13 protein-coding genes and 2 pseudogenes are annotated in these 11,574 nt (G+C 69.6%); 8 read left to right on the top strand and 7 right to left on the bottom strand.

Going from position 1 to position 11,574, the window contains the following annotated elements:
• Positions 1-221: 221 nt before the first annotated feature.
• The 3 genes and pseudogenes from ACWD0A_RS09980 to ACWD0A_RS09990 all read right to left on the bottom strand — a co-directional run.
• Positions 222-410 (bottom strand): DUF6381 family protein, encoded by a 189-nt coding sequence (locus ACWD0A_RS09980; protein ID WP_451296406.1) that lies wholly within the window; start codon positions 408-410, stop codon positions 222-224.
• Between the two features lie 263 nt (positions 411-673).
• Positions 674-1,513 (bottom strand): formate dehydrogenase accessory sulfurtransferase FdhD, encoded by an 840-nt coding sequence (gene fdhD, locus ACWD0A_RS09985; RefSeq protein ID WP_451296408.1) that lies wholly within the window; start codon positions 1,511-1,513, stop codon positions 674-676.
• Between the two features lie 4 nt (positions 1,514-1,517).
• Positions 1,518-2,056, bottom strand: a pseudogene (locus tag ACWD0A_RS09990) (4Fe-4S dicluster domain-containing protein); the annotation flags it as partial.
• Between the two features lie 217 nt (positions 2,057-2,273).
• On the opposite strand from ACWD0A_RS09990, the gene ACWD0A_RS09995 reads away from it, so the two are divergent.
• The 3 genes from ACWD0A_RS09995 (at position 2,274) to ACWD0A_RS10005 (ending at position 4,516) form a co-directional block, all read left to right on the top strand.
• Positions 2,274-3,221, top strand: coding sequence for a beta-ketoacyl-ACP synthase III (locus tag ACWD0A_RS09995; RefSeq protein ID WP_451296410.1), 948 nt, complete (start codon positions 2,274-2,276; stop codon positions 3,219-3,221).
• 24 nt (positions 3,222-3,245) lie between these two features.
• Positions 3,246-3,707, top strand: a complete 462-nt coding sequence (locus tag ACWD0A_RS10000) for an NUDIX domain-containing protein (protein ID WP_451296412.1) — start codon at positions 3,246-3,248, stop codon at positions 3,705-3,707.
• 131 nt (positions 3,708-3,838) lie between these two features.
• Entirely contained in the window at positions 3,839-4,516 is a 678-nt protein-coding gene (locus ACWD0A_RS10005; protein ID WP_451296414.1) for a GntR family transcriptional regulator, read from the top strand.
• A 54-nt stretch (positions 4,517-4,570) separates the two neighbouring features.
• Here the strand turns inward: ACWD0A_RS10005 and ACWD0A_RS10010 are convergent, their stop codons facing one another.
• A complete protein-coding gene (locus ACWD0A_RS10010; RefSeq protein ID WP_451296416.1) occupies positions 4,571-5,119 on the bottom strand; it encodes a DUF1062 domain-containing protein in 549 nt (182 codons plus the stop codon).
• Between the two features lie 358 nt (positions 5,120-5,477).
• On the opposite strand from ACWD0A_RS10010, the gene ACWD0A_RS10015 reads away from it, so the two are divergent.
• Positions 5,478-6,329, top strand: a complete 852-nt coding sequence (locus ACWD0A_RS10015) for a HEAT repeat domain-containing protein (protein WP_451296418.1) — start codon at positions 5,478-5,480, stop codon at positions 6,327-6,329.
• An 87-nt stretch (positions 6,330-6,416) separates the two neighbouring features.
• Here ACWD0A_RS10015 and melC2 read toward each other — a convergent pair whose 3' ends face one another.
• Both melC2 and melC1 read right to left on the bottom strand, forming a co-directional pair.
• Positions 6,417-7,256 carry a tyrosinase MelC2 gene (gene melC2, locus ACWD0A_RS10020; protein WP_451296420.1) on the bottom strand — a complete coding sequence of 280 codons (840 nt, stop codon included), beginning with the start codon at positions 7,254-7,256 and terminating at the stop codon, positions 6,417-6,419.
• 24 nt (positions 7,257-7,280) lie between these two features.
• Positions 7,281-7,685, bottom strand: a complete 405-nt coding sequence (melC1, locus tag ACWD0A_RS10025; protein WP_451296422.1) for an apotyrosinase chaperone MelC1 — start codon at positions 7,683-7,685, stop codon at positions 7,281-7,283.
• A 585-nt stretch (positions 7,686-8,270) separates the two neighbouring features.
• On the opposite strand from melC1, the gene ACWD0A_RS10030 reads away from it, so the two are divergent.
• The 3 genes from ACWD0A_RS10030 (at position 8,271) to ACWD0A_RS10040 (ending at position 9,669) form a co-directional block, all read left to right on the top strand.
• The gene (locus ACWD0A_RS10030; protein WP_451296424.1) at positions 8,271-8,699 is read left to right on the top strand and encodes a subtilase-type protease inhibitor; all 429 of its coding nucleotides are present in this window, start codon (positions 8,271-8,273) and stop codon (positions 8,697-8,699) included.
• A 60-nt stretch (positions 8,700-8,759) separates the two neighbouring features.
• Entirely contained in the window at positions 8,760-9,068 is a 309-nt protein-coding gene (locus ACWD0A_RS10035) for a hypothetical protein (protein WP_451296426.1), read from the top strand.
• A gap of 244 nt (positions 9,069-9,312) precedes the next feature.
• Complete coding sequence (locus ACWD0A_RS10040) at positions 9,313-9,669, top strand: VOC family protein (RefSeq protein WP_451296791.1); 357 nt, start codon at positions 9,313-9,315, stop codon at positions 9,667-9,669.
• 6 nt (positions 9,670-9,675) lie between these two features.
• On the opposite strand, the pseudogene ACWD0A_RS10045 reads toward ACWD0A_RS10040, so the two are convergent.
• A pseudogene (locus ACWD0A_RS10045) lies at positions 9,676-10,133 on the bottom strand (IS630 family transposase); the annotation flags it as partial.
• Between the two features lie 188 nt (positions 10,134-10,321).
• Between ACWD0A_RS10045 and ACWD0A_RS10050 the strand changes: the two are divergent.
• Complete coding sequence (locus tag ACWD0A_RS10050) at positions 10,322-11,503, top strand: ROK family protein (protein WP_451296428.1); 1,182 nt, start codon at positions 10,322-10,324, stop codon at positions 11,501-11,503.
• Positions 11,504-11,574: the final 71 nt, after the last annotated feature.

Genomic DNA, 11,574 nt, shown 5'->3' on the forward strand with positions numbered 1-11,574 from the left:
TCTTCCCCCCCCCCCCCCTTGTCCTCCGGGGGGGGGGGGGGGCGCCCGCGTTGCCCGGGCCGGCCGCCGCGGCCCCCCCCCTCCCCGGCCGGGGAGGAGGGCCGCCGTTGCCACGGTCGGTCGCGGGCGGGTGCAGCCTGCGCGGTCCGCACCGTGGTCGGACGACCGGCGGTCCCGAGAGGTGCGCGTGGACGCCAGGGACCTGCCGCCGGTTCGCGTTGTCACATGGGGTCGATGTCCTCGTCGCCCCGGAGGTTGGCCTGCTTGCTCTGCGCGCGGAGCCTGCGGGCCTGGTCCTGCAGCCGGCGGCGCTCGTCCGGGTCGGTCGCGCGCTCCGCGGCCTCTTGCAGGTCCTGCACCTTCTGGCGCATCTGCTCGGAACGGCGGCCGGGGTCACCTGAAACGCTCATGATCGCTCCTTGATCTGAGGGAGAGCGGACCACCTCAGCGAAGCAACGCCCCCGGGCCTGCGCATCCGGAGCGGTCACCCACCGCTATTCCCGCAGATCGGCAGCGGTCGTATCGTCGGTCGTTTCATTGATCGTTTCGTGGGCGGCGGCCGGAAACGCCCGGAGGTCTGTCCGTACAGCCGTCGCCGCCCGGGACGGAAGGACCCGGCCGGCGCAGGGGGCGCTCCCCGCCGGCCGGGTCGCTGTCCCGTGCCGCGGGGCGCTCAGACCTCGGTGCCCAGGGCGATGCGCTCGTCGCCCGCGTACACGTTCATGCTGGCGCCGCGCAGGAAGCCGACCAGTGTCAGGCCCGTCTCGGCCGCCAGGTCCACCGCGAGCGACGACGGCGCGGAGACGGCCGCGAGCATGGGGATGCCCGCCATCACCGCCTTCTGCGCCAGCTCGAACGACGCCCGCCCGGACACGAGGAGGATCGACCGGGACAGCGGCAGCCGGTCGTCCCGGAGGGCGCGGCCGACGAGCTTGTCGACGGCGTTGTGCCGGCCCACGTCCTCCCGTATGTCCAGCAGTTCGCCCTCGGGCGAGAACAGTGCCGCCGCGTGCAGGCCCCCCGTCCGGTCGAAGACCTGCTGCGCAGCGCGCAGCCGGTCGGGGAGGCCGGCGAGCAAGGAGGGCTCGACGCGGACCGGGGGAGTGTCGGCGATCGGGAACCGGGCGGTCGTCCGGACGGCGTCCAGGCTCGCCTTGCCGCACAGCCCGCAGGACGACGTCGTGTAGACGTTGCGCTCCAGCGTGATGTCGGGAACGGCGACGCCGGGCGCGAGTTCCACGTCCACCACGTTGTAGGTGTTCGAACCGTCGGCCTGCGCCCCCGCGCAGTACACGATCGACTGGAGCTCCTCCGCCGCCCCGAGCACCCCCTCGCTGACCAGGAACCCGGCCGCCAGCGCGAAGTCGTCGCCCGGGGTGCGCATGGTGATCGCCAGGGGCCTGCCGTTGAGCCGGATCTCCAGCGGCTCCTCCGCCACCAGCGTGTCGGGGCGCGAGGACACAACCCCGTCCCGGATGCGGATGGTGCGGCGGCGCTCGGTGACCCGTCCCATGAGATCAGACCCGATTCTGTACGTGTTGGTAGCCGAAACGGCCCTTGATGCAGAGATTGCCGTGGGTCACCGGGTTGTCGTGCGGCGAGGTGACCTTGACGATCTCATTGTCCTGCACGTGCAGCGTCAGGTTGCAGCCGACGCCGCAGTACGCGCACACCGTGGTGGTCCGCGTCTGCGCCGACTCGTCCCAGGTGCCGGCGGCCCGCATGTCGAATCGGACGTGAGGGACAGCGCCCCTGTCGGGCAAACCTCGATGCAGTTGCCGCAGTACACGCACGCCGAGTCCGTGAGGGGTGCGTCGTGCTCCGTCGAGATGCGGGCGTCGAAGCCGCGGCCCGCGACGGCGATCGCGAACGTGTTCTGCCACTGCTCGCCGCAGGCGTCGACGCACTTGTAGCACAGGATGCACTTGTCGTAGTCGCGCACGTAGAGGTCGCTGTCGATCTTCGGCTCCTCGTCGACGCGGGCCGCGTCCGGGCCGAAGCGGTCCGGCCTCGCCTCGTATTCCTTGATCCACTCGGCCGCCGGGAGCGGCGTCGACTCCGTTGGGCGGACGGTGATGAGGGTGAGTCGACAGAATATTGTCTACAGTATTCCTTTGAGGGGGTGGCAGGGTCCGTGCCCGGCAATCGCGGGGTTCCGTGGGAGAAGCTCCAAAGTCCGGCCGGTGAAGCTTGTCGGATCAGCTGCCGTCGTACCGGTGGGTAGCCGCCAACACTGGGGATGCACCTGGCATCGTCCCGAGGGGGAACCATCCATGACCGGCTCACGTGTCGTCGCCGTCGGGCACTACCAGCCCCCGAAGGTGCTCACCAACGACGACCTGGCGGCCCTCGTCGACACCAGCGACGAGTGGATCCGCAGCCGCGTGGGCATCGAGACCCGGCACGTCGCGGGCCCCGACGAGCCCGTCGACGAGCTGGCCGCGCACGCCGGCGCCAAGGCCCTGGCCTCGGCCGGTCTCACCCCGGCCGACATCGACCTCGTGCTGGTCGCCACCTCCACGGCCGTCGACCGCTCGCCCAACACGGCCGCACGCGTGGCGGCGCGGCTGGGCATGGGCTCGCCCGCGGTGATGGACCTCAACGTCGTCTGCGCGGGCTTCACCCACGCGCTCGCCACCGCGGACCACACGGTGCGCGCGGGAGCGGCCACCCGGGCCCTGGTCATCGGCGCCGACAAGATGGCCGACATCACCGACTGGACCGACCGCACCACCTGCGTGCTCGTGGGAGACGGCGCCGGCGCCGCGGTCGTCGAAGCCGTCCGTCCCGGCCAGGACGCAGGAATAGGCCCGGTCCTGTGGGGCTCGGTCCCCGAGATGGGGCATGCCGTACGCATCGAGGGCACCCCGCCGCGCTTCGCGCAGGAGGGGCAGGCCGTCTACCGGTGGGCCACCACGCAGCTCCCGCCCATCGCCCGCAAGGTCTGCGAGCGGGCCGGTGTCGCGCCCGAGGAACTGGCCGCCGTCGTCCTGCACCAGGCCAACCTGCGGATCATCGAGCCCGTCGCCCAGCGGATCGGCGCGGTCAACGCGGTCGTCGCCCGCGACGTCGTGGAGTCGGGCAACACCTCCGCGGCCTCCATCCCGATGGCCCTGTCCAAGCTCGTCGAGCGCGGCGAGATCACCTCCGGCGACCCGGTCCTCCTCTTCGGTTTCGGCGGAAACCTGTCGTACGCGGGCCAGGTCATCCGCTGCCCCTGAGCGCGTGCCGTCACACTGGGCGGCATGGCGACGAAGCGAAGTGCCGGACTCCTGCTCTACCGGCGGCGGGACGCCCGGGTCCAGGTCCTGCTCGGGCACATGGGCGGCCCGTTCTGGGCGTCCCGCGACGACGCGGCCTGGTCGATCCCCAAGGGCGAGTACACCCCGGACGAGGACCCGATGGCCGCTGCGCGACGGGAGTTCGAGGAGGAACTGGGGCTCCAGCCGCCCGTCGGCGACTGGATTCCCCTCGGCGAGACACGGCAGTCGAACGGCAAGGTCGTCACGGTGTGGGCGATGGAGGGCGACCTCGACACGTCCCTCGTCGTGCCGGGCACCTTCACCATGGAATGGCCGCGGGGATCGGGCGTCCAGCAGGAGTTCCCCGAGATCGACCGGGCCGAGTGGTTCGGCGTCGGGACCGCACGCGAGAAGCTGGTCGCATCGCAGCGGGTCTTCCTGGACCGCCTCGAACCGTTCCTGTGAGCCGGCGGCTCTGGTGACGGAGTGCGGTGGAGTGACGCGAATCTCGGTGCGGGCGTCGTTGCTCGGTAGACTGTAGACGATAACCAATCCGCGTCGCTTCGCCGTTGCTGTCGGCCTCGAGGGGGACCGTGATGTTGTCCGCAGGACTGCCCCAGGGGACCGTGCCCAAGCTGGAACGACCGGGCCCGCTGCGCGAGCGCGTGTACGAGGCACTTCTCGAACTGATCACGACCCGGGCCCTGCGCCCCGGCCAGCACCTGGTCGAGAGCGAACTCGCCGGCCACCTCGGCGTCTCCCGCCAGCCCGTGCGCGAGGCGCTCCAGCGTCTCAACACCGAGGGCTGGGTCGACCTGCGTCCGGCCCAGGGCGCGTTCGTCCACGAGCCGACCGAGGCCGAGGCCGACCAGTTGCTGTCGGTGCGCACCCTGCTGGAGGCCGAGGCCGCCCGCCTCGCCGCGGCCAACTCCGCTACCGCGGGCATCGAAGCGCTCGAAGCCCTGTGCGCCGAGGGAGAGCAGGCCGTCGCGGACGACGACGTCGACCAGGCGGTCGCCACCAACGCGGCGTTCCACGCCAAGGTGATGGAGCTCGCGGGCAACAGCGTCCTCGCCGAGCTGGCCGCCCAGGTCGACCGCCGTGTCCGCTGGTACTACACGCCCGTGGCGCGCCAGCGCGGCCGCCAGTCGTGGATCGAGCACCGCAACCTGATCGCGGCCATCTCGGCGCGAGACGAGCAGCGCGCCACGGAGATCATGCGGGAGCGCACGGAGCACACCCGCACGACCTACCACCAGCGGGAACAGTCCTAGACCAAGGCCTGTCCGGCGGATCATGCCGGACAGGCCCGTGGTCCCGAGGAGGGCTCAGCGCTTGAGCGTGAAGGTGAAGTCGCCGGAGAGCTTGCCGCTCAGCCGGACTGCCGAAACGAGTTTCCCCTTCGTGATCAGTCTCTCGACCTCGGCCCGCGAAAGACCGCAACCCTCAGCGATCAGTCGCACCGGCCCGACAGGGATCCGCGCCGCGAAGCGGACCGAGACGTCGATCACCTCGAGGTCCAGGTGATCCGATCCGCCGGTGTCGAGGCGCCAGGCGTTGTCCCAGTCGAGGGCGATGCGATTGCGGCGCTGCACGACCGGGTCCTGGAGCAACTCAGCTGCCAGGCCAGGGTCGTTGTCATGCAGCCGGTCCAGCAGCTCAGCTCGTACGGAGCGCACATTCATCCGCTCCAGGACCGTGAGCTTTAAAGTTTCCCCGCAAGCGGTACAGAGCGCGAGGAGCCAGGCGTCGATGAGCTTGTGGTTGGCGTTGACACGAAATTTACCGCTTGCCCGGAAGCGCTCGGACGCGCACGCGCGGCAACGGCGGCGAACGAGGGGCAGGCAGGTGGGCACGACCACCCAGTTTTCGAGCACAGAAGTACACCGGTTTCAGTGAGAAGTCCGCAGCAAAAAGGAGCGCGGCGCACATGCGCGACGCGCGACACATCAGCGCTCGGGAGGTCTCACAGGGTGTACAACGGCACGTCCTTGACTCGACGACTTGGCTCGGCAGCACGGTAATGGCGCACAGCGGCGCTGCTCCACTGGTTTTCGAGCGCCTCACCGCCAGGTTCCAACCGGCGGATCACGTAGGCCCGCTTGTCGTACCTCGTGGCCACGGCCCGGAAGTTCTTCAGCCTGTTGGCGCGGCGCCCGATGTCGGCGGGGTCATGAACTGACGAACTGCCAAAACGTGACGGGGGCGCACATGGGCGGGAGCACTGGTGCAGGTGTGAGCGGCGAGGTGGACTCCGAGCTCTTCCTGATATCTGCGGTACGGGCCGGGGACGCCGACGCTGTGGAAAGCCTGCTCCTGGCGGGCACCGACCCCGACGTGCGTGACGGACGCGGAACACCCGCACTGTGCCTGGCGATCGAGTTGTACGCCGGAACCGCCGCCCATCTGCTGGCCGAGCACGGCGCTGACCCCGAGCAGTGTGGACCGGACGGTGTGCCGCCGCTGCGCAAGGCGGACGCCGCTGCGGCCCTGCGCGCCCACCCGGATCCGGTCCACCGGCTGTTCGGCGCCGAGGTGTTGCGGCTGACTCATCTGTTCGACACCAGCGACGAGGAATCGTTCGCGGGCCCTGCCCTGGAACTCTTCGCCGATCGGTCGGGCCGGGAGAGGGACGCAGCCGTGCTCACCGAGGTGCTGGTCGGCCTCTCCGAGCACGTCGACCCGCGTGCCGACGCGGCCCTCCTTCCATACGCCGACCATCCCGACGTCCGGGTGCGGCGCGCGGTGGCCTCCGGCTTCAGCACGTGGCCAACGGCCTTTTCCCCCGCCGTCCAAGACGCGTTGCTGGACCTGATGACCGACCCGGACGCAGAGGTACGGCAGCGAGCCTGCCGCACGGTCGCAGACGGCGAGGACCGCGATCCCGCCCTCGCCGACGCCATGGCCACGCTGCTGGACGATGTGATCCGCCAGGTCCGGGTCGCCGCCGTGTACGCGCTCGCCCGTCACGACGACGAGCGGTGTGTGGAAGGGGCACGCCGTCTTCCCCCGCCGCCACCCGGCACCCCACATGAGTACGACCTCGACGAGGTGTGGCGGTACAGGTTGCGCCGCGACGGCCGCTGACACTCCGGCCGGGCCGTCAGGGCTGGAAGAGCACTAGGACGCGTCCTGCGGGTCCCGCCACCACGGACCGGACACGGTCGCCCCGCATCACGGCACACGGCTGGGCTCCGTGTCGAACGTGTAGAACTGGGTGTGGTCCAGCATGTCGCGCGGCGTGACGTCGTTCCAGGGGCGCATCGTGGAGTCCAGGTCCACCACGTTCACGGTCGGGGTGTCGGGCAGATAGCGTGAGGCGGGATGCCGTGTCTGCCAGTCGGCCCACAGCTTGTCTATGAAGGAGTGGTGGAGCCAGAAGACGGGATCGTTCGGGGACGCGCCCGTTGCCATGTGGCCTCCCACCCAGACGTGCACGCGGTTGTGCAGGTTCACGCCACGCCAGCCCTCGAGGAGATTGCGAAAGCTCCAGGAGGTGCTGTTCCACGGCGGTGCGTCGTAGGTCTCCACCGACAGAACCGCCTCGATGTCCGCGCGGGTGGGCAATGACCTTCCGCCGCCGCCCAGGGCACGCCGGAGGAAGGGGCGGGTGTCCACCTGGGTGTCGATGGACCAGTCCCCGGCCAGGTTCGCGAATGGTCCGCTCATCACCTGGCCGTCGCGACTGCGTCCGTTACCGCCCAGGAAGTCGGAGTCCCACAGGGAGGAATCGGGCGTACGGTCCCTGCTCCAGTCCCAGTAGGGCAGGGTCACGGACGGGACGACTCGTTGCAGTTCCCACTCGAATTCGAGCAGGAACTTCCGGTGCCAGGGAAGAAAGGACGGAGACCGGTGGCCCACCCGTTCTCCCTGGTCCGTATCACTCATGATGAATTCGTTGTGGGTACGCACGAAGTCGTCATAGCGCCCGCTGCGTTTGACCCCGAGGAGGGCGTCGACGAAATCGCGCCTCTCCGTGGACGTGAGCGTGGACTGGTCTTTTCGAACTGCCATGTCAGTTGCTCCTTTCCGCAACGCTCACGAATGCTCCGGGCTGGGCACGAGGTCGGCGCCGGCAAGATTGTCGACCGCCGACCGTGCAAGGGCACGCGGCGTCGCGAAGACCTCGTAGTGATCGATGAGACTGACCCACGTCCCGTCGCCGTTCTGCATCACGTGCAGCTCGGCGCCGTCGATCAGAACGCGGTAGCCGCCCCCGGTCCCGTGATGCCCGTGATCAGTAGGCCATCCCTGGATGTGCCTGCCCCTGTAGGTCTCGTCGAACGGCTCGCCGGCCGTGCTGCCGGTCCGGCTCGCGCCGCCCTCCCCCCTCCCGGTCGCCCGGTCGGACCCCTCCTGGTGCACGATTGCGGTTGTCCCGGCGACGGCCAGCGCCGCCAGCGCGGCAATTCCGCCTCGAAGAAATCGACGACGAGTACGCAATGACCTTCCTTCCTGCCATGGGGGCCGATCGGCCCGCGTTCGGAACCGACTGCCCCGAATCGGATCGACGTTGCCGACGGATTCCGTGAGACCCGATGAACAGGCGGAGATCCGGACAGCAGATGCATGAAGGAGCAACTTCCGAGCGAGAAGATTGTCCTGCCCGCCCCCGGCAGCAGACCGCCCGGGCAGGAATTCCTCTGCCATTCAGGGGACTTGGGCAAAGGATTTTCACCCGCCGACGACACCACCGGCCGCACGTGACGTGACAGCTTGACGCAAATCCGCGTCGGAGGAATTTTGATGCCGCTTCAACGACTCGGCCCCTGCCATCCGCTGAAAAGGTGTCATCTCGGTCGAGGAGTCACGGCTCATTGACAGGCGTAAAGCCGGCCCGCTCTTCGAGAGCCCATGCAGACGAATCGGCATCAAATCTGCATCCCCACCATTTCGATACCCTGGATTGTGCCCCTTTTCGGCCCACTTGCCCCCTCGCCGGTGTCCGAAGTGGGGGGCACCGATGTGACGCTCTCCCGGCCCCGAGCAACGCTGAAGGGGTTCTGCAGTCCACAGGAGGAGACTTCGATGCGTCATTCATCTTTCAAGATCACCTGCATGGCCGGGGTCGTCGCGGGCGTCGTCGGCCTGACGGCCGGCTCTGCCGCAGCGAGCACGCCCGACAGCACGTATGCCCCGTCCGCCCTGGTGTTGACAGCCGGTCAGGGCAGCAGCGCGTCCACCGCCACCGTCGAACGGGCCGTCACATTGGACTGCATGCCGACCGCCCAGGGAACCCATCCGAGCGCCGCGGCCGCATGCGCGGATCTCGAACGCGCCCACGGCCGGCCCGCCCTCACGCTGAAGGAGCACTCGGACCGCGTCTGCCCGAAGATCTACGCTCCTGTCACCCTCACTGCGGACGGCGTCTGGGAGGGCCGCCGGGTCTCCTACGAACGGACGTTCTCCAACAGTTGTGTGGCGCAGTCCCAGGTCACCGACCTGTTCGACTTCTGACAGCCGGCAGCGGCACCGCACCCGGACGGTGGTCCGGCCCCATGCGGCCGGACCACCGTCATGGTCTCCCAGGTGATGTCCAGGCGTTCCAGGGTATTTTCGGCGGCGGCGAGCTGCCCGGTGAGCCCGGGCGATCTGCTCCCGCAGCCGCTCGGCGGTCTCCTGTACCAGCCGCTGCCTGGTCTCGATCTTGCCCAGCAGGGCGATCCCGATCGCGTTGTCGTGCACGCTCGCGGCGGTCGCGACACGGCGATGACCAGGCCGAGCGCGTCGGGGGCCATGCCCCGCTTGCGGCCTGGGATCTTCTTGCCCGAATCCAGCCCGGTCGTGTCCTTCAGCGCATTCACCGAGGCCCGCATGGGTCTGTGAGTCGAGGACGACGGCGGTAGGGGCGTCGCGCCGCAGGCGCATCCCGCGGGCCTGCCGGCGCAGCAGGTCATGGATGGTTTCGGTGGTGCCGTCATCGCGCCACAGGGCGAATGGTGCCGCATCAGGAAACGTTCGCCCGGTCGTGTTGCGCGGGGCTGAGTCGCTCCGGCGCCAACGGGCGGCAGCGGCGTGTCCGAGGGCCTCGGATAGGCTCAAGCATGCGATCTCGAACAGGCGGCATGTGGTGGGGGACCACGATCGAAGCGCCGGACCCAGCGGCTCGGCAAAGTTCTACGCCGAACTCCTCGATTGGCACATCGGGCACGAAGAGCCGGGAACGGCCATCGTGGCCGCCTCCCCGCAAGGACCGTTCTTCGTAGTCCAGCAGGCGGAGGGCTATCGGGCTCCGGTGCAGCCACCGGCCGACGGCGACCAGCGCCCGATGATGCACTTCGACTTCCAGGTCGGCGACCTGGACTCGGCGGTCGCCGAGGCGGTCGCCCTGGGCGCCACCGTGGCGGAGTTCCAGCCGCAGGAAAACGTCCGGGTACTCTTCGACTCGGCCGGCCACCCCTTCTGTCTGTGCCGCGACGCTATCTAGATCAAGCACGTTTGCCCTGCCGGCGACTTCGTGCAGGCGTTCGTCGGCGGCGTGTTTGTTCCGCCGGACGATGTAGCGGCGGATCGTGCCGCCCTGAACCTTGTGGCCGACGGGGTCGGTGGAGCCAGGAGCTGTTGGTCGGGGTGTAGGCGTTCTCCACGTTGTTCGCCGCCGCCCACGTCGCGAAGCGCCGGCACTGCTCGGTGGTCAGGTGTGGGGAGTAGTTGTCGCAGACGATCGCTATGCGGACGTCCACCGGGTGCAGCGAGCGCAGGCAGCGGCAGGACTTGAGCGGGCCGAACTCGTCCATGCAGAAGGCGACTTCGGGTTCGTCTTCCTCGGGTGTGACGTCGCCGTCGGCGATCGCGTAGAGGTGCTCGGTGCTGGTCTTCTCGGTCGCGCAGTCGTGGGTCGCGGGAGGCCTGCCAGGTCCTCACGCGTGGAAAGGAGACGCCTTCTCCACGGTGTTGCACAACGCGTGAGCGACCTTTGTCCCGAGCGAGGAGAAAGTTGCGCCGTAACTGTGCGCAAGTTCTTCCCACTTGGGCAAAGCGCTGCTACGTTCCCCTCGAAAGCAGACGGAAGACCAGGGTTCCCCGCGCCGCAAGGGCTGAGGCCGAGGGCCAGGGGAGGGGAGGGGTACGTGAGGCGCATGACGGCTCGACCCGCGAACGCGCACCAGGCGCGACTGCTTCGGCTGCTGCGTGACGGCGGGCCCAACTCCCGGGCGCAGCTGGGCGACCAGGTGGACCTGTCCCGGTCCAAGCTCGCCGTCGAGGTGGACCGGCTGCTGGAGACCGGGCTCGTGGTCGCGGACGGACTCGCCGCATCCCGGGGTGGCCGCCGCTCCCACAACATCCGGCTCGCGCCCGCCCTGCGCTTCCTCGGCGTCGACATCGGCGCCACCTCGATCGACGTCGCCGTCACCAACGCGGAGCTGGAGGTCCTGGGGCATCTCAACCACCCCATGGACGTACGCGAAGGCCCCGTCGCCGTCTTCGAGCAGGTTCTGTCGATGGCGGACAAGCTCAAGGCCTCCGGACTCGCCGAAGGCTTCGACGGAGCGGGCATCGGGGTGCCCGGACCGGTCCGCTTCCCCGAGGGCGTCCCCGTCGCGCCGCCGATCATGCCGGGCTGGGACGGCTTCCCGGTCCGCGAGGCGCTCAGCCAGGACCTCGGCTGCCCGGTCATGGTCGACAACGACGTGAACCTGATGGCCATGGGGGAGCAGCATGCGGGCGTCGCCCGGTCGGTCGGTGACTTCCTCTGCGTCAAGATCGGCACCGGCATCGGCTGCGGCATCGTCGTCGGCGGCGAGGTCTACCGCGGTACGACCGGCAGCGCGGGGGACATCGGACACATCCAGGTCGAGCCGGACGGCAGGGCGTGCGTCTGCGGAAACAAGGGCTGCCTGGAGGCGCACTTCAGCGGTGCCGCGCTCGCCCGCGACGCCGAGGACGCCGCGCGCGCCGGACTCTCGCCCGAACTCGCCGCCCGGCTGGAGGCGGCCGGGCGGCTGACGGCCGCGGACGTCTCCGCTGCCGCGGCGGCCGGCGACGCCAAGGCCCTCGACCTGATCCGTCAGGGAGGCAACCGGGTCGGCCAGGTCATCGCCGGGCTGGTCAGCTTCTTCAACCCCGGCCTCGTGGTGATCGGAGGCGGGGTGACCGGTCTCGGGCACACGCTGCTGGCCAGTGTGCGCACCCAGGTCTACCGGCAGTCGCTGCCGCTGGCCACGGGCAACCTGCCCATCGTGCTCGGGGAGTTGGGGCCGACGGCGGGAGTGATCGGCGCGGCCCGGCTCATCAGCGACCATCTGTTCTCACCCGCCTGATCCACCTGATCCACCGGCCCGATCCCGGACCGGTCCGCACGACCAGGCACCACCGGCACCACCCGTACGAC

Source organism: Streptomyces sp. NPDC002867 (genome assembly GCF_053591895.1).

Bases quoted from the DNA above. Each gene is read 5' to 3' on its own strand.
- ACWD0A_RS09980 (WP_451296406.1), bottom strand. From the start codon at position 410: ATGAGCGTTTCAGGTGACCCCGGCCGCCGTTCCGAGCAGATGCGCCAG.
- fdhD (WP_451296408.1), bottom strand. From the start codon at position 1,513: ATGGGACGGGTCACCGAGCGCCGCCGCACCATCCGCATCCGGGACGGG.
- ACWD0A_RS09995 (WP_451296410.1), top strand. From the start codon at position 2,274: ATGACCGGCTCACGTGTCGTCGCCGTCGGGCACTACCAGCCCCCGAAG.
- ACWD0A_RS10000 (WP_451296412.1), top strand. From the start codon at position 3,246: ATGGCGACGAAGCGAAGTGCCGGACTCCTGCTCTACCGGCGGCGGGAC.
- ACWD0A_RS10005 (WP_451296414.1), top strand. From the start codon at position 3,839: ATGTTGTCCGCAGGACTGCCCCAGGGGACCGTGCCCAAGCTGGAACGA.
- melC2 (WP_451296420.1), bottom strand. From the start codon at position 7,256: ATGGCAGTTCGAAAAGACCAGTCCACGCTCACGTCCACGGAGAGGCGC.
- ACWD0A_RS10030 (WP_451296424.1), top strand. From the start codon at position 8,271: ATGCGTCATTCATCTTTCAAGATCACCTGCATGGCCGGGGTCGTCGCG.
- ACWD0A_RS10035 (WP_451296426.1), top strand. From the start codon at position 8,760: ATGGTCTCCCAGGTGATGTCCAGGCGTTCCAGGGTATTTTCGGCGGCG.
- ACWD0A_RS10050 (WP_451296428.1), top strand. From the start codon at position 10,322: ATGACGGCTCGACCCGCGAACGCGCACCAGGCGCGACTGCTTCGGCTG.